The organism is Lactobacillus sp. M0396 (assembly GCF_016101625.1).
Classification (GTDB): domain Bacteria; phylum Bacillota; class Bacilli; order Lactobacillales; family Lactobacillaceae; genus Lactobacillus; species Lactobacillus huangpiensis.
Window position 1 is genome coordinate 24,214 of sequence record NZ_JACFQE010000001.1, and the last position, 24,150, is coordinate 48,363.

24 protein-coding genes and 1 pseudogene are annotated in these 24,150 nt (G+C 35.0%); 23 read left to right on the top strand and 2 right to left on the bottom strand.

Features of this window, described 5'->3' with window-relative positions:
- Window position 1 precedes the first annotated feature (1 nt).
- From murG to H3T43_RS00225, 23 genes are all read left to right on the top strand, one after another.
- The gene (gene murG, locus H3T43_RS00115; RefSeq protein ID WP_198211741.1) at window positions 2-1,108 is read left to right on the top strand and encodes an undecaprenyldiphospho-muramoylpentapeptide beta-N-acetylglucosaminyltransferase; all 1,107 of its coding nucleotides are present in this window, start codon (window positions 2-4) and stop codon (window positions 1,106-1,108) included.
- A gap of 16 nt (window positions 1,109-1,124) precedes the next feature.
- Window positions 1,125-1,979: a cell division protein FtsQ/DivIB gene (locus H3T43_RS00120; protein ID WP_198211742.1), complete on the top strand. Its 855-nt coding sequence runs from the start codon at window positions 1,125-1,127 to the stop codon at window positions 1,977-1,979.
- Window positions 1,980-2,040: 61 nt separating this feature from the next.
- Window positions 2,041-3,399: a cell division protein FtsA gene (gene ftsA / locus H3T43_RS00125; RefSeq protein WP_198211743.1), complete on the top strand. Its 1,359-nt coding sequence runs from the start codon at window positions 2,041-2,043 to the stop codon at window positions 3,397-3,399.
- A 14-nt stretch (window positions 3,400-3,413) separates the two neighbouring features.
- Window positions 3,414-4,748, top strand: coding sequence for a cell division protein FtsZ (gene ftsZ, locus H3T43_RS00130; RefSeq protein ID WP_034979393.1), 1,335 nt, complete (start codon window positions 3,414-3,416; stop codon window positions 4,746-4,748).
- Between the two features lie 15 nt (window positions 4,749-4,763).
- Window positions 4,764-5,204 carry a cell division protein SepF gene (locus H3T43_RS00135; RefSeq protein ID WP_198211744.1) on the top strand — a complete coding sequence of 147 codons (441 nt, stop codon included), beginning with the start codon at window positions 4,764-4,766 and terminating at the stop codon, window positions 5,202-5,204.
- The gene (locus tag H3T43_RS00140; protein ID WP_198211745.1) at window positions 5,204-5,509 is read left to right on the top strand and encodes a YggT family protein; all 306 of its coding nucleotides are present in this window, start codon (window positions 5,204-5,206) and stop codon (window positions 5,507-5,509) included. Before H3T43_RS00135 ends, H3T43_RS00140 begins: the two co-directional genes overlap by 1 nt.
- A gap of 211 nt (window positions 5,510-5,720) precedes the next feature.
- Window positions 5,721-6,503 (top strand): RNA-binding protein, encoded by a 783-nt coding sequence (locus H3T43_RS00145; RefSeq protein WP_232350229.1) that lies wholly within the window; start codon window positions 5,721-5,723, stop codon window positions 6,501-6,503.
- Window positions 6,470-7,282 carry a DivIVA domain-containing protein gene (locus H3T43_RS00150; protein WP_198211747.1) on the top strand — a complete coding sequence of 271 codons (813 nt, stop codon included), beginning with the start codon at window positions 6,470-6,472 and terminating at the stop codon, window positions 7,280-7,282. The genes H3T43_RS00145 and H3T43_RS00150 overlap by 34 nt, the downstream gene beginning before the upstream one ends.
- Before the next feature lie 223 nt (window positions 7,283-7,505).
- Window positions 7,506-10,295 (top strand): isoleucine--tRNA ligase, encoded by a 2,790-nt coding sequence (gene ileS, locus H3T43_RS00155; protein ID WP_198211748.1) that lies wholly within the window; start codon window positions 7,506-7,508, stop codon window positions 10,293-10,295.
- Entirely contained in the window at window positions 10,295-10,501 is a 207-nt protein-coding gene (locus H3T43_RS00160; protein ID WP_198179357.1) for a cold-shock protein, read from the top strand. The genes ileS and H3T43_RS00160 overlap by 1 nt, the downstream gene beginning before the upstream one ends.
- Before the next feature lie 14 nt (window positions 10,502-10,515).
- Window positions 10,516-11,079: an NUDIX hydrolase gene (locus H3T43_RS00165; RefSeq protein ID WP_034979378.1), complete on the top strand. Its 564-nt coding sequence runs from the start codon at window positions 10,516-10,518 to the stop codon at window positions 11,077-11,079.
- Between the two features lies 1 nt (window position 11,080).
- The gene (locus H3T43_RS00170; protein ID WP_198211749.1) at window positions 11,081-11,419 is read left to right on the top strand and encodes a hypothetical protein; all 339 of its coding nucleotides are present in this window, start codon (window positions 11,081-11,083) and stop codon (window positions 11,417-11,419) included.
- Between the two features lie 19 nt (window positions 11,420-11,438).
- Window positions 11,439-12,134, top strand: a complete 696-nt coding sequence (locus tag H3T43_RS00175) for a 5'-methylthioadenosine/adenosylhomocysteine nucleosidase (RefSeq protein ID WP_198211750.1) — start codon at window positions 11,439-11,441, stop codon at window positions 12,132-12,134.
- 3 nt (window positions 12,135-12,137) lie between these two features.
- Window positions 12,138-13,289 (top strand): cysteine desulfurase family protein, encoded by a 1,152-nt coding sequence (locus tag H3T43_RS00180; protein WP_198211751.1) that lies wholly within the window; start codon window positions 12,138-12,140, stop codon window positions 13,287-13,289.
- A gap of 54 nt (window positions 13,290-13,343) precedes the next feature.
- Complete coding sequence (locus H3T43_RS00185) at window positions 13,344-13,685, top strand: DUF1831 domain-containing protein (protein WP_034979365.1); 342 nt, start codon at window positions 13,344-13,346, stop codon at window positions 13,683-13,685.
- Between the two features lie 5 nt (window positions 13,686-13,690).
- Complete coding sequence (mnmA, locus tag H3T43_RS00190; protein WP_255534796.1) at window positions 13,691-14,815, top strand: tRNA 2-thiouridine(34) synthase MnmA; 1,125 nt, start codon at window positions 13,691-13,693, stop codon at window positions 14,813-14,815.
- A 118-nt stretch (window positions 14,816-14,933) separates the two neighbouring features.
- Entirely contained in the window at window positions 14,934-15,590 is a 657-nt protein-coding gene (locus tag H3T43_RS00195) for a histidine phosphatase family protein (RefSeq protein WP_198211752.1), read from the top strand.
- Window positions 15,587-16,234, top strand: a complete 648-nt coding sequence (locus tag H3T43_RS00200) for a tetratricopeptide repeat protein (RefSeq protein WP_198211753.1) — start codon at window positions 15,587-15,589, stop codon at window positions 16,232-16,234. The genes H3T43_RS00195 and H3T43_RS00200 overlap by 4 nt, the downstream gene beginning before the upstream one ends.
- The gene (locus H3T43_RS00205) at window positions 16,227-18,605 is read left to right on the top strand and encodes an ATP-dependent RecD-like DNA helicase (RefSeq protein ID WP_198211754.1); all 2,379 of its coding nucleotides are present in this window, start codon (window positions 16,227-16,229) and stop codon (window positions 18,603-18,605) included. Before H3T43_RS00200 ends, H3T43_RS00205 begins: the two co-directional genes overlap by 8 nt.
- Window positions 18,606-18,620: 15 nt before the next feature.
- Complete coding sequence (locus tag H3T43_RS00210; RefSeq protein WP_198211755.1) at window positions 18,621-19,016, top strand: DUF1828 domain-containing protein; 396 nt, start codon at window positions 18,621-18,623, stop codon at window positions 19,014-19,016.
- Between the two features lie 91 nt (window positions 19,017-19,107).
- Entirely contained in the window at window positions 19,108-19,821 is a 714-nt protein-coding gene (locus H3T43_RS00215) for an ABC transporter ATP-binding protein (RefSeq protein WP_198211756.1), read from the top strand.
- A gap of 8 nt (window positions 19,822-19,829) precedes the next feature.
- On the top strand, window positions 19,830-20,621 hold the full coding sequence (locus H3T43_RS00220) for a hypothetical protein (protein WP_198211757.1): 792 nt from the start codon (window positions 19,830-19,832) through the stop codon (window positions 20,619-20,621).
- 134 nt (window positions 20,622-20,755) lie between these two features.
- Window positions 20,756-21,178, top strand: coding sequence for a GNAT family N-acetyltransferase (locus H3T43_RS00225; RefSeq protein WP_198211758.1), 423 nt, complete (start codon window positions 20,756-20,758; stop codon window positions 21,176-21,178).
- 122 nt (window positions 21,179-21,300) lie between these two features.
- Here the strand turns inward: H3T43_RS00225 and H3T43_RS00230 are convergent.
- Both H3T43_RS00230 and H3T43_RS00235 read right to left on the bottom strand, forming a co-directional pair.
- Window positions 21,301-23,081 (bottom strand): annotated as a pseudogene (locus tag H3T43_RS00230) (oligopeptide ABC transporter substrate-binding protein).
- Window positions 23,082-23,242: 161 nt separating this feature from the next.
- Complete coding sequence (locus H3T43_RS00235) at window positions 23,243-24,130, bottom strand: diacylglycerol kinase family protein (protein WP_232350218.1); 888 nt, start codon at window positions 24,128-24,130, stop codon at window positions 23,243-23,245.
- Window positions 24,131-24,150 lie beyond the last annotated feature (20 nt).

A 24,150-nucleotide genomic window follows, 5' to 3' on the forward strand; every position in this document is an offset into this window, starting at 1 on the left:
AATGAGAATAATATTTACTGGTGGAGGAACCGGTGGTCATATTTATCCTATTATGGCTATCATTGAAAGATTAAAAGAGCGCAACTTAGCTACAAATGATGAAATTCTGTTTGTAGGTACTAAAAATGGTCTTGAAGCAAAAATTGTTCCGGCGGCTGGCGTAAATTTCAAAACAATTGAAATGCGCGGGTTTTCACGTAAACATATAATGAGTAATTTTGCTACAATTAGGTTGTTTCTTAAAGCTACAAAAAAGGCTCAAAGAATTATTAATGAGTTTAAGCCTGATATCGTAATGGGTACTGGTGGCTACGTGAGTGGTGCTGTAGTTTATGAAGCAGCTAAAATGAAGATACCAACCTTGATTCATGAATCGAATTCGGTTGTTGGAGTTGCTAATAAGTTTTTAGGTCACTATGTAAATAAGATTTGTTATACGTTTGATGACGCAGCTAAACAGTTTTCTGAAAAGAAAAAATTGGTAAAAACTGGGAATCCGCGTTCTCAGCAGGTATTGAACTTATCATCAGCAAAAGTTGATATGCAAAGTAAATGGAATCTGAATCCAATAATACCTACAGTATTAGTTTTTGGAGGATCTCGTGGAGCTTTAGCAATCAATCGTATTATGCTTAAGTCACTAACTCGTCTGCAAAAAAAACCATACCAAATAATTTGGGTAACTGGAACATATTATTTTAAAGAAATCCAAGAAAAACTGGCTAATATAGACTATGGTAAAAGTATTAAAATTTTACCATATGTTAAGGATATGCCAGCACTTTTGCCTAAAATGATTTGTGTGGTTTCACGATCTGGAGCAACCAGCATTGCGGAATTTACAGCTCTGGGTGTTCCCGCAATATTAATTCCTAGTCCTAACGTTACTCATAACCATCAGATGAAAAACGCACTTGACCTGGAAAAAGCAGGCGCTGCGACGGTGATTGCTGAAAGCGATCTTAATATCAATAATTTTATTTCCTCAATTGATCATATCGTTTTAGACCGTAAATATTATACAGAAATGAGTAAAGCTTCAAAGAAATTGGGCGTTCCAGATGCTTCTGACGAAGTAATTAAAGTAATGCAAGATATATCTCAGTAAGAAGAAGGTGAGGCAGTTGACTAAGAAGCGAGTAACAAAAATTGATCCAAAAGAAAAATTATCACCTTATTTAGATCACGAATCTAATCGGAAGAAAAAGTTTAAAGCTAAAACAAAAGTCTCTGCCTCTTTGTCAAAGTTACATAGTGAACGTAAAACTGCATTATTTAAACGTTTGGGACTTGTTGTGGGAATCTCAGTAGTGTCAATTTTGGGACTAGGTTATTATATTTCTCCTTTAGCAAATGTGAAAAGCATTCAAATAAAAGGAGAAAATGATTTACCAATAAATGAAGTTGTAAAAACTACTGATATTAAAGCCAGTGATAAAGTAATTGACCATCTGCTTAATAAGGACAGCATAGACCATAAACTGTCATCAAGATACTCTGAAATAAAAACCATAAATGTCCATGTTAAAAATTTTAACCATTTGATTCTTAATATTGACGAATACCATACGATTGGTTACATTAAAAATGCCAAAGGATACCGGAAAATACTTACACACGGCAAATTGGGTTCTCAGATAATTCCGTGGTCAAAGGTAAGCCCGGATAAGCCGGTTTTTGTGGGATATAACCATGAATTATCATTGAAAGAAACTCTTCACTTGTTTAATAGTCTGCCTCCAGATTTTCAAAATCAGATAAAATTGTTAAGCGGCAACACTAGAAGAAAATCACAGGTAATTTTTCTAATGAAAAATGGAAATGTAGTAATTGGCAACGTTTCTACCCTCAAAAGTAAATTAAAGTACTATAATAAAATAAAAACTAAAGTGGGAAAAAATACTTTAATTGATTTGGAAGTAGGTGCGTTTAGCAGGCCGCTTACACCAAGTGAAAAGAAAGCTTATGGTTTAACTTAGGCTGAATTTGAGCTACTTTTATGGTAAAATTTTTGTAAAGAGCACTGACAGGGGGTAAATTTTGGACAATACAAATTTATTAGTGGGCTTAGATATTGGTACCACAAGCGTGAAAGCGGTTGTAGCTGATAATAGTAAAGTTATCGGAGCTGTAGCTGTTCCTAACAGAGGGATGCGCCATGGCAATATAGTTGATATTGATGAGACAGCAGCTGCTATTAATAGAGCTTTAAAAGAAATAGCTAAAAAGACAAACGCAAAGATTTATCGAGTTGTAACAGGCATACCGGTGGGTATGCTTCAACTTGAAACTGCAAGCGATTTGGTTAATGTAAGCGATAATGGTCAGGAGGTTGGCAACCATGATGTCAGACGTGTAGTACGTGCTGCTATCAGGTCTGCAGTAAAAAACGAACGTGAACCTATTGCTTTTTTGCCAAGCCGCTTTTTAATTGATGGTAAAACGGAAGTCGATGATCCCCGAAAAATGATTGCTCATTCTCTGTCGGTGCAGGGCATCATGTTAACGGCTCCGGCAAGTCCTTTGCATAATATTAAAAAGGCTATAGAGCGTGCAGGTTATTCTAATAACTTTTTTGTTCCAACTCCACTTGCTATTGCCAGTGTAGCTTTAAATGAAAGTGAGCGACAGTTTGGCTCGATTATCCTTGATTTAGGTGGTGGCGTGACTACTGCCACGGTCATTCACAATAATCAGATTAAATATGCTAATATTGACTTTGAAGGAGGTAGCGATATTAGCAATGACATCTCTGTTGTTCTTAGTACATCAAAAAGGGATGCAGAACAAATAAAACTTGATTATGGATATGCTGATCCAAATTTAGCTTCTGAAAAAAATAAATTTGCTGTTAATAGCGTAGGCTCAAATGGTCAACAGATGGTTGACGAGAGCTACTTAAGTGAAATTATTAATGCCAGAGTTATGCAGACCATTGACAGAATTGAAAAAGGCTTAGTTAAACATGATGCTTTAAGTTTGCCTGGTGGTGTCATTATCACTGGTGGAAGCAGTCTGTTACAAGGTTTTGATGGCATAATAGCCAATACTTTAAATGTCAAAGCCAGAATCTATCAACCTGACCAAATTGGAATGCGCAATCCAATATATTCAGCTGCATATGGAGTCGTTAACTATGCATATAAAATGTCTGATATTGACTTTTTAGTAATTAACGCAATATACGGCAAGGATGCACTTGGTCAAGAAGAAGTGACTGTTCAAGAAAAAACAAAAACTTCGAAAAGAACAGCTACTGTTAATGAAAGTAAAAGAAAAGAAGAATATAATAGACGTGAGTTACTGAAGCGAGAAAAATCTTCGCAAAGTAAAACGAAAAATAATACGCAAAATAAAGATAAAGGCTTTAAGAACTTCTTCAAAAAGTTCTTTGATTAAAGGTGGTTAATTAGATGGATTTTACGTTTGATTCTGACGACAATAAAAATGCTGTCATCAAAGTTATTGGTGTCGGCGGTGCTGGTGGTAATGCTGTTAATCGAATGATCGATGATGGCGTACAAGGAGTATCTTTTGTAGCTGCTAACACAGATGTACAAGCATTAAATAGTAATAAAGCTGAAAATAAAATTCAGCTTGGGCCAAAGTTGACAAGAGGACTTGGAGCTGGTTCACATCCTGAGGTGGGTCAAAAAGCTGCTGAAGAAAGTGAGCAGACGATTGAAGATGCGCTAAAAGGTGCAGATATGATTTTTATTACCGCTGGCATGGGAGGCGGCACGGGAACTGGTGCTGCTCCAATTGTAGCCAAAATTGCACGAGAAACTGGAGCATTAACAGTTGGTGTTGTTACTCGTCCTTTTACATTTGAAGGACCCAAAAGGTCCAAAAATGCAGCTGAAGGCATTTCTCAGTTAAAACAGTATGTTGATACTCTCGTTATCATTGCTAATAACCGGTTGTTGGAAATGGTCGATAAAAAGACTCCTATGATGGATGCCTTTAAAGAAGCTGATAATGTTTTAAAACAGGGTGTTCAAGGCATTTCCGATTTAATCACTTCAACCGACTATGTCAACTTGGATTTTGCAGATGTTAAAACTGTTATGGCTAACCAAGGTGCCGCTTTAATGGGAATTGGTCGTGCAAGTGGAGAGAACCGGACTGTTGAAGCAACTAAGCTGGCAATTTCTTCACCATTGCTTGAGGTTTCAATTGATGGCGCTAAGCAGGTTCTCCTGAATATCACCGGTGGACCTGATTTGACTTTATTTGAAGCACAAGATGCTTCTGAAATTGTTTCAAAGGCTGCAGGTGATGATGTTAATATCATTTTTGGTACGTCCATTAATCCTAATTTAGGAGATGAGGTTGTTGTCACTGTTATAGCTACAGGAATAAATTCACAAGCAGAAGAGGAAGCTTCTAAACAGCTTCCTGGTCACAGTCACCAGATAAAGTCACAACCTAGTCAAACTAATTCATCTGGGCAAAATACCAATTCGGTCGAGAGACCTGTTGAGCCTAGACCTTCAACTGATGATGGTTCACAAAATGTTCAGACTGCTCCAAAGCATAAACCTATGGTCGATCCTACAAGTGTATGGGGTTTGGATAACGATGATGAAGGAAATCGTCGTTCAACACCATCTGCCACAAATCAAGAGGAAAGATCGAGCTCGTTTGATGACGACGATCAAAGCAGTATTTCACAAATCGAAACCAACGCTTTTGATGACGATGATACTGATGATATTCCATTTTTCAGGCATCGTGGTGAAAACTAATAGGAGGCAAGAAAAATGGCTTTTAGTAAAATAGGTAAATTTTTCGGTGTTGCAAATGATGAAGATGAAATGCTGGATGATGAATATTCAGAAGACCAGCAATTAAATAATGAGGACAATTATTCTGCTGGTGCAGCTGATCGTGACAATGTAGTTTCGATAAAGTCCGGCATGAATGCGGCTAAGAGCAAAATTGTTCTTTATGAGCCACGTGTTTATTCTGATGCCAAGGATGTTGCACAAAACTTGTTGAATAACAAAGCAGTGATTATTAATTTTAGCAGGATGGAAGATGCCTCTGCTAGGAGAGTTGTCGATTTTATAACGGGGACAGTTTATGCCCTGAATGGTGAAATTCAACGCATCGGGGATAAGATATTTCTGGCAACACCTCCTAAATTCGTTACTAATGGCAAAATTAGTGACTTAGTTGATAAGAAAGATACTTTAAGTTAATGGCAGCAAATATCATATATTACGGTATTAACATTCTTGATTATATAATATGGATCTACAGCATTATTATGGTAATTGATGCAATTTTAAGTTGGGTTCCCTTTTTACGTGATTCAAGTCTGGGTCGCATAATTAATCTGTTAATTGATCCTTATTTGAACCTTTTCCGTAAAGGGCCGATTCTAAGACTATCTAATGCCACTGGGTTGGATATTTCATTTTTAATTGGCTTACTATTACTTTATTTTTTGCAAAATTATGTCTTAAGATGGGTGGCAAACATTTTATTTAGATTGTTTGTTTAATTTTTATAAAAAGCTGATAAATTTTATGATTTGTTAGCCTTTTATTTTTTCTTGAATTATGCAAATAGTTTTCTTTGTTAAATGAATGTCTTTTAAAGTTCATGCTATAATGATTTTAGAAAAGACCAATGTGTCTTTTACCTTCATTAACAGGGGGCATTGTGTGAACGCAAAAAACATAGCAAAACGAAGTGCTTATGCTAAGAATGTTTTGTTTAAAGGTGATTTATCTGACCAGAAAATAGTAGATAAGATGAACGGACTCACAAATAACGTTCTTGACAAGCATGAAGAAGTTTTAACAGATTTTTTGAATCCTGGAGAAAGAGATGTTCTTAAAAAAATAGCTGGCACTGAAGTTTGTTTGCAGAGCTATGGTGGGTATTTAAATGCTGAAAAGAAAAGAGTTTTTATAACTGAAGACTGGGATACTATTGCACCTCTTGCATATCAGGTTACAGTTTTTAATATTGAATATCCTCAGAAATTTACTTGTTTGTCACATAGTGCAATATTAGGAAGCCTAGCTAATGCAGGCATAGAAACCTCAACATTTGGTGACATTATTACCGATGGCAATGGTAAGTGGCAATTTTTTGCTAAGAGCGAACTAAAAGATTTTTTTCAATATGAAATCACCTATATAGGAAGGACAAAGGTTAGAATAAGACCTAGTCTAAATCAGAAAGTAATAGCAGTTGATGATGAAAGTGAACTGTTAACTGCAATTGTTTCTTCACTAAGGTTGGATGCAGTTTTAGCTTCAATCACAAATGATAGCAGACAGAAAATAAAAACATATATATCAGATAATTTAGTTAAATTAAATTGGCATAGTATCAAAGATTTTAATATAATGGTTAATGAAAATGATGTCTTAAGTTTAAGACATTTTGGCAGATGTGAAATTAAGTATATATCAACGACACGAAAAGGCAAGTATAAGGTGGTGTATAAGCTATGGCAGACGAGAAAAAGGAATCGCAGAAATTGACTCCGCTTGAAATTCATAATAAAGAATTCAAAAAGAGAGGTTTAAGTGGCTATGATAGGCGCGAAGTAGACAGTTTTCTTGACCAAATAATCAATGATTATGGTGATGCGTTAGATCAAACGGTTGACTTGAAGAATGAAATTGTGAACTTGCAAGATCAGGTTTCGGATTTACAAAAACAAGTTAAACAGTACAAGCAGAATGAAGATGCTACGAAAGAAGCTGTAGGTAACGCTAAAATTCAAGCAGAAAGAATTATCAATGATGCTACAGTTCAAGCTAATAATACTACTGAACAAGCAAAAATTGATACTGATTATCAACGTCAACAACTTGAAACTATTAAATCAGACTATGAACGTGTGAAAAAGGAAGCTTCAGGTTATCGCTCTTATATTCAAGATCTTTTACAAAAAGCAATTGAAAATCTTAATGATGAAAATTGGCAAAAAGCACTCGATAAATATTTCGATACTGAACGATTTTATCCCCCAGATGGTGCTGAACCTATAATGTTAACTGATGAAGACGAAGATGTCGATGAAGACGATGATGATGAAGATATCGACGAAGATATCGACGAAGACGAAGAAGTAGAGGTTGACAATGGCATTGATGATGAAGTAAACTTTGAACAAGACACTGAAGAAGATAATAATAGTCCTAAACCAATGACTGGTGACAGTCCTAGTGTTGAAACTGTTAATAACGAAGATACTAGTTCTAATAATGGCTCTGGTACTACTGTTATTTTCCCAGATGACTATAAAAATCATTAATAACAAACTGACAGTAAAACTTGAGAGCAATTCAGCGAATTAGCGATGGTGTGAGACTAATATAAGAGCTTAATGGTTGATCAGCTGTTAGCATTAGTTTGTTACGTTAGTTGCACGATACGCAATCGTTAAGTGGAGTTTAACAACTCAATTTAGGTGGTACCACGATATTAACCTCGCCCTAATCTTAGGACGAGGATTTTTTTATAGGGAGGATTAAAAAATGAGAGTGAAAAATACACTTAATATGGGTAAAACCAAATTTAAGATGCGGGGCAATTTGCCAGTTCGCGAAGCGCAATGGCAAAAAGAGTGGGAAGAAAACAAATTATATGAACAAAGATTAAAACTGAATAAAGGAAAGCCGAGATTTGATTTACATGATGGTCCTCCTTTTGCAAACGGTAATATTCACATTGGCCACGCTATGAACAAAGTTTCAAAAGACATAATTGTTCGTTTTAAAAATATGAACGGCTATTATGCTCCCTATGTTCCTGGTTGGGATACTCATGGTTTACCAATTGAACAGCAATTAACAAAACAAGGCGTTGATCGCAAAAAGATGAATCTTGCGGATTACCGTCAGCTTTGTCAAGATTTTGCCAGTAAAGAAGTTAAAAAGCAAATGACTGACTTTAAGCGACTGGGAGTAATGGGAGACTGGGACCACCCTTACATTACTTATCAACCCGAATACGAAGCAGAAGAAATTCGCGTCTTTGGTAAAATGTATGAAAAGGGTTATATCTATAAAGGTAAGAAACCTGTTTATTGGTCACCTTCAAGTGAATCAACATTGGCAGAAGCTGAAGTTGAATATCATGATATTAAGTCACCTTCGATTTATGTTTCATTTCCTGTAAAAGACGGTAAGGGCATTTTAGATCCGAAAAATACATATTTCTTAATTTGGACAACTACACCTTGGACTATCCCTACTAATCAGGGTATTACAGTAAATCCAGGGTTTGATTACTCTGTAGCTCAGGTCGGTGATAAGCGCTATGTTGTTGGAACTGATCGTTTAGAGGCTGTTGCTGAAGAATTAGGTTGGAAGGACTATGAAGTAGTTCAACATCTTAAGGGTACTGAAATGGACCATATGGTTGCCAAGCATCCTTTATACGATCGTGATTCTATTTTGATGAATGCGATGCACGTTACTGCTAGTGATGGTACTGGACTAGTTCACACGGCTTCTGGTTTTGGTGAAGATGACTATAATGTTGCTCAAAAATATGGTATTCCTGTGTACAGTCCAATGGACGACAAAGGTTGCTTCACTGAAGATATTAACGATCCAGATTTAGCAGGGTTGTTTTATGATGATGCCAATAAAGTCGTCAGTGAAAAATTAAAGAAATCAGGCAATTTACTTAAGCTTAGCTTCTTTACTCACTCTTACCCTCATGATTGGCGTACAAAGAAACCTGTGATTTATCGAGCTACTACACAATGGTTTGCTTCAGTTGAAAAGTTCCGTCAACAGATTCTTGATCAAATTGATAAGGTTAAATTCACGCCATCATGGGGTCAATTACGCTTGCATAATATGATTAAGGATCGTGGTGATTGGGTAATCTCAAGACAACGTGCATGGGGAGTTCCATTGCCAATCTTTTATGCAGAAGACGGTACTGCGATTGTCACACCAGAAACTATTGAACATATTGCCCAGATTTTTGCTAAAGAGGGGTCAAATGCATGGTATAGAAGAAGTGCTAAGGAATTGTTGCCAGACGGATTTACTTCTGAGCATTCACCAAATGGTAAATTTACAAAGGAAAAAGATATTTTAGATGTTTGGTTTGATTCCGGATCTTCTCATCAAGCTGTTATGGCTAAAAGACCAGATTTGAATTTCCCATGTGATCTATATCTTGAAGGCAGTGATCAGTACCGTGGCTGGTTCAATTCAAGTCTGATTACAGCTGTAGCTGCCACGGGTAAAGCACCTTATCGCGGTATTTTGTCTCAAGGTTTCGTTTTAGATGAAAAAGGACATAAAATGTCTAAATCGTTAGGTAATGTAATTTCGCCAAACGACGTTATCAAACAAATGGGAGCAGAAATTATTCGCTTGTGGGTAGCTTCTGTAGACACTACTTCTGATGTTGCTGTTTCGCAAAATATTTTGCGCCAAGCTTCTGAAAGTTACCGCAAAATAAGAAATACTTTCCGTTATATGTTGGCTAATACTTCTGATTTTGACCCGCAAACAAATAGAGTCGCTTATGAAGATCTAAACTCCATTGACCAATATATGGAAGTTAAACTCAACGATTTGGTTAAAATTTGTCTTGACAGTTATGAGCGTTACGACTTTAATAATGTTTATAAAAAGATTTTTGCATTTATTTCTAATGATCTTTCAGCATTTTATTTGGACTTTGCCAAAGATGTTCTTTATATTGAGAGTAAAAATAGTCATGCAAGAAGGTCAATGCAAACAGTGATTTATGATGCAGCAGTTAAGTTGGCTAAGGTTTTGACGCCTGTCTTGCCACATACTATGGAGGAAGTTTGGTCTTTCTTAAAGGAAAAAGAAGATTACGTCCAACTTGCTGAAATGCCTGAAATTGAACAATATGCAAATCATGATAATCTCCTTGATAACTGGAAGAAGTTTATGAATTTCCGCGATGATGTTTTGAAAGTCTTAGAAGAAGCACGAGATCAGAAATTAATCGGTAAATCTTTCGAAGCAGCAGTTACAGTTTATCCGACTGATGAGATGAGAGCAGTTTTAGCCAATCTAGATGCAAACTTTAGGCAAATTTTAATAGTTTCTAAATTAACTATTGCTGATGGTGAAGCACCTGCAAATGCAGAAAAATTACCAAATGGTGCATTTCTTGTTGAACATGCAGAAGGTGAAGTTTGTCCTCGGTGTCGTATGATCAGAACGGATATTGGAGCTGATAGCGAAGTACCAATGCTTTGTGGCAGATGTGCTAAAATTGTTAAAGAAGATTATCCTGAAGCTGTACAAGAAGGTTTAGAAGAATAATGCGTTACGGTAAGGTAAAGCAGTTTGATCAAAACAGTAGTTTTGGTTTTATCACTGACGATGAAAATCAGAAGGCGTACTTTGTCTTTTATACTGCTATTAAAGAAGAAGGATATCGTCGCTTACATGTCGGACAAAAAGTCAAATATCAGCTCGCTCAAGGAAAAAATGGATTGCAATGTGTTAATGTATATTTAGCTGATTAGCAGGAAAGTGAATAATGGATTTAACAGAAACTGAAATCTCTTCAAAACAAATTTTTACAGGTCGTATAGTTGATCTTTCAGTAAGAACGATCAAATTGCCTAATGGTGAGACTGCTACAAGAGAAGTAGTAAAACATCAACCTGCATCAGCTGCTATAGCTGTGAATGAAAAGCAGGAAATGCTGTTAGTTGAACAATGGCGTGAGCCTATCAAAGAGTTGACTTTAGAAATTCCAGCAGGTTTAATAGACGAAACTGATGCTAGTCCACTTGATGCAATGAAAAGAGAGTTAAACGAAGAAGGCGGCTATCATGCAGACTACTGGGAAAAGATAACTGAGTTTTATTCATCTCCCGGTTTTACTAATGAGAAACTCTACTTATTTTATTGCGATACATTAACTAAATTGACTGATAAAAAAGATCTTGATCCTGATGAGTTTTTAACTAGTCATTGGTTTAGTTTGGAAGAGTTGAAAAGACTTTCGGCACAGGGTAAAATCGTTGATGCCAAGACATTATATGCAATGAGTGTTTGGGAAAACATGCTGCTCACCGGTGCTGACGCAAAGGAATAAAATGACTGAAAAACGATCTGATTACCGTAAAAAATTAAAACATAAAAAAAGCAAAAACTTTTTGAATACAATTAAATCTGCTTTTGACGATAGTGATGAAGAAGTTGATGTTAATCCTGATTTTACCCGTGATAAAGATGAAGTTGCAGAATCAAATAATTTTGCAAATGACAGGGTAAAAAAACAGGAGCAGGCTCCAAGAAGAGAAGAGACCAAATCTCAGTCTCAGTTAACCACAAGTCAAGAAAAAGCATTAAAGCTGAAAAGTAAACTTAACCGTGCAATTTTAATTGTTGCTGTTTTAATTATTTTGGTTTTATTAGCGTTATTTCACTTATAAAAATAAAACGAGGGTAAAAATGAAGATAGCGATTATTGTCCCAATGGAAATTGAGGCTGAATATTATCATAAGTATTTTCACTCTGGTCACAAAGAAATGTTCGGATCTACTACATTCGAGCATTTTTGCGTTAACCACAATGATTTGTACATTGGTTTGAGTGGAATTGGCAAAGTGCAGGCTGCTATGAATTTAGCCAATTTACTAAGCAATGTTGATATTGATTTGATTTTCATGACTGGTACGGCGGGATCATTGCAAAAGCAAGTTCACAAAGAAGATTTGATTTTAGCTGATTCGTTTGCATATCACGATGCTCATAATACTTTGGCAGGTAATTATGTTGAAGGACAAATACCTGGAGAACCAGCTAAATTTGACTTAAATTCCTCTGAGAGAAAGGAATTTGCACAGTTTTTGCAAGAAAACAACATTGAATTTAAAGAGGGATTAATTGTTACAGGTGATTCCTTCATTGGCTCTGAGAAGCAAAAAGATGAGATTAAGCAAAATTTTGCTCACGCATTAGGTGTTGAAATGGAAGGAGCTGCTTTTGCACAGGTAGCTTATCATTTTAAAAAACCTTTGATAGCTGTACGAGCTATTTCTGACAATGGAAATCAAGACGCGAACGAGGATTTTGATCAATTTGCTCAAAAAGTGGGAGCTAAGGCTGCAAGGATTATTTGTACTTACATAGAGAAGATGAATTAACAAATGACAGAAATTTATCTGGACAATGCTGCTACGACACCAATGTCGCCTAAAGTAATCGACGTAATAACCGGTGAAATGAAAAACAATTTTGGTAATGCCTCAAGTACTTATGAACTGGGCCGCAAAGCACGACATGTTATTGATCAGGCAAGACAAGAAGCTGCCAGAATTATTAACGCAAAGGAAAATGAAATAATTTTTACTTCAGGTGGTTCAGAAAGCAATAATACTGCTATTTTTGGGACTGCTCATGGTCGTCAAGATATCGGTAAACGTATAATTACAACCAAGATTGAGCATCCATCTGTTTTAGAGCCGATGAAACGTTTAGAAAGTGAAGGCTATGAAGTCATATATCTTGATGTCGATGATAATGGTTGTATTTCACTCGCCGATTTAAAAGATGCACTAACTCCACAAACTACCTTAGTTTCCATTATGGCCGTTAATAATGAATTGGGAACAATTAATCCTTTGACTGAAATTGGCAATATAGTAAAACAAAGCAATGCATACTTTCATGTTGATGCTGTACAAGGATTAGGCAATATAGATCTTGATGTTGTTAAGATGAATATTGATTTATTATCAACTTCAGCTCATAAAATAAATGGTCCTAAATTTCTTGGATTTTTATATGAAAAGAACTCGCTTAATTTACCGCCTCTAGTTTATGGTGGAGAGCAAGAAACCAAGCGTAGAGCAGGAACAGAAAATGTGCCTGGAATTGCCGGTTTTGGTGAAGCTATCACTGAAATTGCAGCGATAGATAAAGAAAATTTGCAAACTAAATATCAGAACTTGCAAAATCTTATTTTAAATGAGCTCAATCAATCTAATGTTAAATATCAAGTTAACGGTGGAACAAAAAAATTTGATTCTCATCATGTGTTGAACTTGCATTTTAATGGTATTCCAACAACAGTTTTGCAGACAAATTTGGATTTAGCAGGCTTTGCTGTTTCAGGGGGATCTGCGTGTACTGCAGGTTCAATTGAACCATCCCATGTTTTAGTTGCCTGTTTTGGTAAAAATTCTCCGAGAACAAATGAATCTATTCGCATTTCTTTTGGACGTTACACCACTGAAGAAGAAGTTAGAGTCTTCGCAAAGGAACTAGCTAAAATTGTGAGCAAAATCCAGAATAAATAAATTTAATTGCTTTTTTAGTTAAATATGCTTATTATTAGTAAGTGAGGTAGAATTATGGCAAATACAGTTATTATTAATGGGGATAAACGCAAGTTTACCCTTAGTCCAGAACTAAAACTATACGCTCTGATTGATGCAGGTTTTGTTAAAACAGTTAAGGGTAATTTTAATTATGAGCATCCACTTTATAATGATTCGCCGTATAATGCTCCAACTAAACTGAAGATGACCATAAATAAAGAAATGACTCATCTGACCATGGTTGTCACAGACAAAAATGGTTTACAAAAGGTCAACATTTTTAAGAACGAAAAATTAGCTCCTACTGTTGAACTTTTAGATTATATATTAAAGGATTTAGAAGAGCGCAATATTATTGTTGCTGTAAAGGATTGATTAATTTGGTAAAGAAAAAAACCAGAGTTGTAGTTGGCATGAGTGGGGGAGTGGACTCTTCCGTTTCGGCACTCCTTTTAAAAGAACAGGGATACGATGTAATTGGCGTATTTATGAAAAATTGGGATGACACTGATGATTCTGGTGTCTGCACTGCTACTGACGATTACGAAGATGTAAAAAGAGTAGCAGATCAAATCGGGATTCCTTACTATTCAATCAATTTTGAAAAAGAATATTGGCATCGCGTTTTTGAGTATTTTTTAAATGAATATAAAAAAGGCCGTACGCCTAATCCGGATGTTATGTGCAATAGTCAGATAAAGTTTAAATCATTTTTAGAGTTTGCACTTAATCTTGATGCAGATTACATTGCAATGGGTCATTATGCGAAAACTATAACTGACAAAAATGGTATCACTCATATGATGCGCCCTAAAGATGGCAATAAGGATCAAACTTACTTTTTAAGTCAATTAAGCCAAAATCAGATTAGTCGAGTTATTTTTCCGTTGGCTAATTTAACTAAACCACAGGTGCGCGAAATTGCAATCAAAAATGGTTTGGCTACAGCAAAAAAGAAGGATTCAACTGGTATTTGTTTTATTGGTGAAAGGAATTTTCGCAAATTTTTGAGTGAATTTCTGCCGGCTCAATCTGGAGAGATGATCACACCAGATGGAAAAGTAGTTGGTCATCATGCAGGACTAATGTATTATACAATTGGTCAAAGATCAGGATTAGGACTGGGTTCAACAAAAGAATCAACTGCTCCATGGTTTGTGGTTGGTAAGGATCTACAAAAAAATCAATTGATCGTCGAGCAAGGATATGACAGCAAATTGCTTTACGCAACTGAATTGGAAGCTAGTGATATGTCATTCTTTACCGGACAGCCTGATCACGATTTCAAAATTCATTGCAGTGCCAAGTTTCGTTATCGCCAACCCGATGTTGGGGTAACGGTATCTTATGATGCAGAAAAAAACAAGGCAAAAGTATACTTTGATGAGCCAGCCCGGGCAGTTACACCCGGACAAGCTCTTGTTCTTTATCAGGGTGAGGAATGTCTTGGTGGTGGCAATATTGATTGTGCCTATCAAAATGATCTTCAGCTTCAATTAGTTTAATGTCACTTGAAAGGAAAATGTTTATATACATTTTCCTTTTTATTTGTCTACGTTTTCTCTTTTAAACTATTAAATGATAAACTAGAAAATAACAGTTACAGAAAAGAGTAATTAATGAATGCAGATTTATTTTGTCAGACATGGTAAAACAGAGTGGAACTTACAGAAACGTTTTCAAGGAGCACATGGTGACTCACCACTTTTACCTCAAAGTTTAATTGATATTCAAAAATTAAGCGACTTTTTAGGTGAAACAAAATTCGCAGCAATCTATTCAAGCCCACTGAAAAGAGCCAGAACTACTGCAGAAAAACTTACTAAGAATCTAGGTAGTCCCTTTTCTGTCAAGATAGATGATCGTTTGCGAGAATTTGATTTGGGGGAAATGGAAGGACTTACGTTTACTGAGGCTAAAGCCAGGTATCCGAAGCAGGTCACTGATATTTGGGACGAACCTGCGAAATATGATGGTCACAGCATTGGAGGAGAAAATTATCCTGAGGTAATTGCACGTGGTAAAAGCTTTGGCAGAGACGTTGGACTACAATTTAAACAAGATGATAAAATACTGGCAGTGAGCCATGGAGCAGCTCTAGGAGCGATTATGGGTGGATTATTGGGTTATTCGCTACCGGATATCCGCCAGAATGGTGGTTTAAGCAATACTAGCCTTACTATTTTGGAAACAAAAGATAGGGGCAAAACCTTTAAAGCTCTGGTATGGAATGAGACGAAATTTTTGGACAGGAAAATGGTAGATTCGGATTCATTATGAGACAAAAAAGAAAAATAGCTGATAATTCAAACGGGGTTTCCAAAAAGGTACACAAACTAATAACGAAAATTGATAAACAACCGCAAAATAGTGAAAACTATTTAAATTTGGCAACTTATTTAATAGAACAGGGCAGTAATGACCAAGCAACTGAACTTTTAGAAAAAGCCAAAAAGTTAGTTACTCATCCTCAGGATTTGGATTATGATTTGGCCGTTTGTTACTATCTACAAGGTAAATTTGATTTGGCACTAAAAATCCTTAATCAAATTCCTAATGATGATTTAGTTTTATATCAAAAAGCACTCGTTTTTTTCAAAGTTGGTCAAAGCCAAAAAGCACTGGCATACGCTCTAACAATTAAGAATGTTGATGCAAAAGTGTTGGAATTAATAGGGGATATTTGGCTAAGCCTCGGTAACACTCAGGAAGCAGAGTCAACTTATAAAAAAATAGATACCGAAAAAAGATCGGCCAAAATCAATTTCATGCTGGGAATCACAGTTTTAGCTAGAAATCGACAAGAGGCTGAAAAATACTTAACAAAGTCAAAAAAGCAAGATCCTAAAGTTTTTGAACAAGAGCAAAAAAAATATTCTTCGTTACTAAGATTAGTGAATGATGCGAGAAAAAACAATGACTGAATTTACTGGAAAAATTAATCGAATAGTTTTTGAAAACGATCAAGACTTGTATAAGATACTTGATGTTGCCATAATCGGAAAATTAGAAAAATATGATCGAGAAGATATTAAAGTAACTGGCAGTTTTGGAGACGTTCAAGTTGGTGCAACTTATACTTTTTCCGGAAGATTGATTGTACATAATAAATTTGGTCTGCAATTTCGTTGTGATAATTATAAATTGGCCTTGCCTCATGAAAAAGGTAGTTTGATTAATTATTTAAGTTCCAGTAAATTTCCTGGGATTGGTAAAAAAGCGGCTGATACAATAATTTCAGACTTGGGAATGGATGCACTGACAGTTTTAAAGGAAAAACCTGAAAAGGTTCGAACTTTGTCAATTTCGAAAAAGCAAAAAGAAAGTTTGTTAAATGGTGTCAGTACAATGGATTCATACTCTGAAACTGTATTAAAACTGGCTCAATTTGGTTTGAATAAGAAGGTAGCGAGCAGACTATACCAACTTTATCATGGCGAAACCTTAGCTAAACTTGAAGAAGATCCTTATGCCTCTATTGCTGAAGTTACGGGTTATGCATTTAAGAGTGCCGATCGAATTGGCAGTAAATTAGGAATTAGTTCAAATGATCCCAAAAGAGTCAATGGTGCTGTTTTTCAAATTTTACTTGATGAAGTTGCTAAAGAAGGCAATACATACGTTAAACTTGAGCAGCTGCTGCAAGAAGCGGGTAAACTACTTCAAATTAATGAGTATGACACCATAGCAACTTGTGTTAATAATCTCCAACATCAAGGTAAAGTTGTAGTAATGGGAGAAAACGCTGCATTACAGGAAATTTATGAAACTGAAACTGATATTGCCAACGCAATGAAAAATCTAGTTGAAAAAAAGCAAAAGAGTTCAAGTTACGGTGAAAAAGATTTAAACCTTGCAATAGCTAACGCTGAAACTAAGCTGAAAATTCACTATGATAATACTCAAAAGACAGCGATTAAAAACGCACTAACTAACCCAATTTCAATTTTAACTGGTGGTCCCGGAACTGGTAAAACTACTATCATAAACGGTATTTTATTAGCATTGAAAGAGCTGGCAGAAATACCATCATCGTCTCTTTATAGTACAGACCCGCCATTTTTACTTGCTGCACCCACTGGTCGTGCAGCCAAGAGAATGGAAGAAATTACTGGGATTACAGCTAAAACTATCCATCGTTTACTAGGTTTAGGGATTGGTGAAAATGATGCAACTGATCTGAATGAATTAAATGGTGAAATTTTAATTATTGATGAAATGTCGATGGTAGATATGTTTTTGTTTAGGCAACTGGTTTCCAGCATTAACGAAACTAAGCACATTGTTTTTGTTGGTGATAAGGATCAACTGCCATCAGTTGGTGCAGGAAACGTTTTTGCTGATTTAATCAAATCACAGGCCTTTCCTACAACCGTTCTTAAGCAAATTCACCGTCAAGGAGATGATTCCAGCATTATTACGTTGGCTCATGACATTAATGAAGGAAAGAACCCCCAGGAATTATTTAAAAAGACCAAAAACTACTCATTTATTTCATGTCCACCACATGAAGTTTCGCATGTTGTTAGTCAAATCGTCCAACGTGCTTTAGCAAAGGGTTTTGATCCTGATGACGTTCAGGTACTAGGAGCAATGTACCAAGGTGATGGCGGGGTTAACAATTTGAATAATGTTATTCAAGAAATTATTAATCCTTCAAAGCAAAACAGTAAAACACTGGAAGTACACGATGAAATTTTTCGCATTGGTGACCGCATTTTGCAATTACAAAATAATCCGGAAAAAGACATTTATAATGGCCAAATCGGTAAAATCCTCGCAATTGATAATGATAATTCTCAAAAATGCATGGTGGCTGATTTTGATGACAGAGAAATAACCTTTAGTAAAAAAGATCTGTTTGATTTAACCAGAGCATACGCAATTACCATTCACAAAGCTCAAGGTTCTGAATTCCCGTTAGTAATTTTGAGTTTGACTATGCAAAACTATGTCATGCTTAAACGTAACTTATTGTACACTGCTGTTACTCGTGCAGAGAAAAATTTGGTTTTAATTGGTGATCCACGCGCTTATGAAATGGCTTTTAATACTTCTGGTAATGACCGTCAGACAGGATTAACTGTTAAACTGCAAAAAATATTAAATGTGCAAGATAAAACTGTTCAAGAAAAAGATTCAGGTAAAAATAAAAATGAACAAGAAGAAGCAAATTCTGATGTGCTTGAAGATCTAACTCAGGATCATATATTAACACCGGAATTGATTTATTCGGGTCGAATTGATCCTATGATTGGGATGCAGGACATTAAATTAGATGCAAAAACAAAATAAGGGACTTTTAAAACAATGACAAAGATAAAAAATGAACAAGTTAGTATAAACTTGCAGAAAGAACTTGCAGAGTGGGTTGCCACTAACACTCATATTTTAAATTTTGGTCCAGACATATTTGAAATTGAAACTATTTTTAAAGATTCATTTGGCGAATCAGTGTATTGCTTTGTCGAGAAAATTGAATTTGATAAATATAAAGTTACAGATGATGGTCGTACACTTTTTAAGTTAGATCCCAGCGCAAGTGACGAAGATTTGATAGCTGCCAGCGTAGATTTAATCACAGCCAGTGGTTTTTCTTTTAATGCTGAAAATGGAGTGATCAGCTGTGAATGTAATGAACAAACTTTGGCTGAAAGCATTATGCAATTAGGACAATTAGAAGTAAACGTTTCATATCTTAATTAAAAAGCTATCACTAAATACTATTTTTTATTGCTAATTTTAAAAAATAATGATTAAATTATTGGTATCATTTTAAGCAAAAGGAAGAAAGCCTATGGCAATTATTTTTGATAGGGTAAAGAAAAACTACGGTAAGAAGCCTGTATTTTATAACCTAAATTTTAAAATTCCTTTAGAACCAACAGTAATTGGTTTGGTCGGACCTAACGGTGTAGGCAAGTCAACCATGTTAAGGTTGCTTGCGGGGGTATTGGAACCAACCGAAGGATTGATCAAAAATGACCAGGCTAATGAACCATATGTTAAGTGGGCCAGCTTGCATACTATTTTCGTTGCTTCAGGTGAAAGAGGTCTTATGTACAGGCTAAATACTCTTGAAAATGGGATGTATTTTTCTTCACTTAAAGGAATTAGTATTAAAAAAACAGAAAACAATATTCGAAAAATGGCGCAGGATTTCAATTTTTCAAATGAACTTAACACTTATTTTCAAAATTTGTCTACTGGTTTGAAGAAAAAAGCTGCTATCCTTGTCGGAGCTGCAATGGAAACAGAAGTTTTACTTTTGGACGAGCCATCAAACGGACTTGACATAGCTGCTCAAGAAGATTTAGCGTCCTTTATTCTGGATTTGAAAAATAAATACGGTAATACTATTTTTATTTCATCGCATGACACACAAATGCTTTCTGGTGTTGTTGATCATTATCTGTTTTTAAGAGATGGCCAAATAGAGGAAAATATTGGACATAAAATGACTGAAAATGATCTGATTTCTGAATACCGTGAAATTTATCAGCGAAAGTAGGATTAAAAATGAAAAAAATTAAAAAGCTATTTAATATTTTTTGGGTACAATTATATTTACAGCTAAAACTACAATTTCGTTATGTTAATTCTGCGATTAGTTCGCTGGTTTTATATGCCGGAGCTTTCTTGATTGTTATCTTTTTCACTGATCCTGCACAACTTGGTCAGGCATATGGTACAAAGCAAGGGGTTTTATTTACTATTGTTGGTTTTTTGTTTTGGAGTATTGGTATTGCCTCAATGGGTCAATGTAGTAACGGAGTAGAATCTGATGAGCAAACTGGTTTGCTTGAAAGTGAAACTCAGTCTGTTTTTCCCTTATGGACCCTATATTTTATCGAAACTTTGGCAAATAATTTATTTGTATGGATTTATCTTTTAATCATAGGCTTTATTGCTTCGTTTTTTTCAATTTTCACGGTAGCTGAATTATTAGAAGCTTTATTGTTAACATTTGTATTTTCTTTAATTTCCAATTTTGGAATGTTTGGCATCGGGATGATTTTTGCCTCTGGTTCTATTAGATTTAAAAGAATGGGTCAGTGGTCTACTATACTGCAGGCTTTATTATTGATGTTGTCAAATGTTTATTTACCAGTATATAATGTCTTTCAGGAGGTCATTCCCTATGTTGGTGGCATCGAAATAGTTCGGCAAATATTTCTGGGTCATGGAGTTTCATTGCCAAAACTGATAATATTTATAGGGGTAAATGTTGTTTGGTTCTTAATTGGTATTTTAATATTCAATTATTGTATTAAGAAAGAACGCAAAGATGGCTCATTTGATGCTTTTTAATTTTAAGAAAGGTGATATTTATTTTAACGTTCAAAAATGTTAAATGGGGGACAAAAAATTATTTTAAAGTAAGAAAATTATATTTAGGCGCATTTCCCAAAAATGAACGATTTCCATTTGTCGGGTTGCTGGCGATGGCTTTGCAAAAAAGAGTTAATTTGCAAGCAGTCTATGACCATGATAATTTTATTGGGTTAATTTTTTGGACATATGCCGAAAAGATTATTTATATTGGTTATTTGGCTGTTGACCCAGTTTGGCGTGGAAAGGGCTACGGCAGTCAAATTCTAAATTCGATGAAACAACGTTATTCTGAAAAAGAAATAGTTTTAGATATTGAGCCAGTTATTAAAACAGCAAAGAATTATTCTCAAAGACTTAACCGGTTATCATTTTACAAGCGCAATGGCTTTAGACTAACTAAAAGTAATTTGGTCGATGAGGGTGGACATTACTCGATACTATGTTCTGATGGAAGCTTTAAAAAAAGCAATTTAAGTCGATTACTGGAGCAAATGAGTTTCAATTGCTATAAGTTTAAAATTGTTTCCAGATAATTAAACAAATAGTTATTTTGACCAAAATTACACGTTTATTTTTCTGTATACCATAGCTTATTAATATTTTAAAAATTAAAAGGATAATCAATAATTTGAGTTATTGATTATCCTTTTTAAATTTATTTAATGTATCCGACTTTATACCATAGGACATGCCCATTATTATTTTCAGATGGTTTAAGGGAATAACCTGAAATGTGGTCATTGATCGCTCTGATTTTGTATGAGTTAACTGTTGGAATCATGTAAGCTTGATCAAAAATATATTGTTGCCAGTCATGAAAGACTTTCACACGGTATTTATGATCAAAAGCTTTTTGTGAATCCATTTCCTTAAGCAGTTTAGTATTTTCTGGTGTCACGAAACGATCATAGTTTGCTGCGGTGCTGTCACCGTACATTCCATCCTGTGATGGTTCAGTAGACATATACCAAACCGGTTTCAAACATATCAACCTGAGGATCATCTTTGTTAAGTTTGTCGTAAAATGAATTTGTCTCAGTCAATCGACCATTCAATAAATTAACATTTAGTCCTATTTTATGCCACTGCTGGATATAATTTTGTATAATTGGACCTTGCGTTGGGTCACCAGCTTTGGCCATAAATGTAATCTTTAAAGGCTTGCCATTAGGTTGTACACGCCATTTGCCTTTCTTCTTATATCCGGCTTTATCAAGAATATCGTTGGCCTTTTTTAAATTATAATCATAACCCTTAACATTTTTATTGAAATAGTCACCAAATTGAGGTTGAATTAGGGTGGCTATATGAAAAGTTAGCCCATGAGTATAATGTTTAGTTACTTCATCAACATTCATCGCATAACCAATTGCTCTGCGTAAAGATGTATTGTTCATTTTGCTATTATGATTCATAATGCTCTTATTGTGTTTGGCATCCCATTTACCTAATTTAAAGCCAATGAACCAGTATGAAAGAGGGATTTCTGCTATGAACTTAACTTTTTTAATATGCTTCACTTCATCCCATTGGGAATTTACAACATTAATGACATCGAATTTATGACTCTTTATTGATTGCGATGATGAGTTAGGAGAAATCACCTGATAAATAATTTTATCCAGTTTGGGTTTACCACGCCAATAATATTTGTTTGGCACCCAAACAGCTGATTGTCCACGAACTAATTTTTCTAACTTATAGGCTCCGAAATACAAAGGCTTTTTCCTAATCTTATTAGATGACTGTAATTTGTTAAAAGGGACATCTTTTAAGTAATGATAAGGAGCTGTATATTCTGAAAAATAGCCATTTCCACTATTGTACATACCTGGTTTTAATTGTTTAAAGTGCAAAATGACTTTTCTGCCATTTTCACCATCAGGCATTTCAATGCCTGAAATAGATTTAGCTTTTCCTTCATGGTATTCTTTTAAGCCTTTAATAAGTTCAAACTGGCTGGAATACCTTTGTGAATCAGTACCTTTATTGGATAATATTTCATACGGGTATTCCACATTCTTGGCCGTGACCTGTCGACCATCTGACCATCTAACTCCTTTTTTAACAACAATTGTAATTGTCTTATTTTTATTATTAATCTTTAGGGTTGCAGGCCCTTTATTAGTGAAACGGTAATTATCATCTGTATCGAATAAGGATTCCGAACCAGGAGAGGAGAGGTCAGCATCTGTAGCAGTTACTTGTAATTGATCAGAAAAGATACCTGTGAATGGTGTATCAGTCTGTAATGCTACTCTCACAGTACCGCCTCGTTTCGTTGGTTTTGAAGGCATTTTTGCAGGAAATTTGCTTGCTTCTTTTGCGCTATTTTCTTGATTATTGCCGCTTTTACCGCAGGCCGTGAAGGGTTAGAGCTGTAGCCGCCAAAATACCAATAGAGCTTAAAACATTGCTTTTTTCATGATTCTTCATCCCTTATGAGTACTAGTTTATGATGATTTAACACATCAAATAATACCACATTAAAGATACATTTTAAATATAATAAATAAAAATTAATTTTTTAATATAATTTCGATGAAAAAAGGAGCTAAGCAGTTAAAGCATAGCTCCTTTAATTTATTAACAATTTTTTATTTTTTAACGCAATAAGTTAAAACTTGAAATAGAAAACTCAATATTAAAAGAATTTCTTTATAGTGAAACTGTGTATCATTAACGTGTGAGCCGTCTTTAAGAAGATTAATAAATAATTTTACCAGTTTTGCCAGGCTAAATTTTTCTACTACAACGGTATCAATTTTGTGATTGTCTATTTTAGCACTGGGTAGAAGAGGAAGACCGCCACCCAAGTATGGATGATTAGTAGTGGTAACCATAAAAGCGTCATCAAAATAAATTTTGTGACCTTCTCGTTCAATTTCAACACCAAATGTGTCCTGTTTCGTAACAGTGGCTAAAACATTATAACCGTATATTAGTTTTCCTTCATTAAGCCGGTTTAACAGTTTTTTAAGCTTAGATATATTACTATTATGGTTTACAAATGCATCAAAACCGATACCAAAGCTATTTGCAAAATAGTATTTTTTATTAATAGCGATATCTGGGAAAATAAATGAACCACAATCAATTAGGTCTGGTTTAAAGCCTTTTTTAAAATGCTCTAAAAGAATTCTGGGATCATCAGTTAAACTAGCTGCACGAGCGAAATCATTGCCAGTTCCAGCCGGTAAGTAGGCAATAGGTGTATCCGGATTGCTTGACCACTTAATTCCGTTAAGAACCTCATTGAGCGATCCATCACCGCCAATAACTAAAAGAACTTCATTTGGCAGGTGTTTTTGATTGCCATAATCTTGTGCTATACGAATTGCTTCTCCTGCATAATTGCTTTTTTTAAGATCAAAATTTATATTTTCATTAATGAGTATAGATTTTGTTTGCTCAAGAACTTTTTTAGCATGACCATTACCAGCTACTTCATTAACTAAGAGATGTATTTTTAATTTATTATTCATATATACTATTCATTATATAA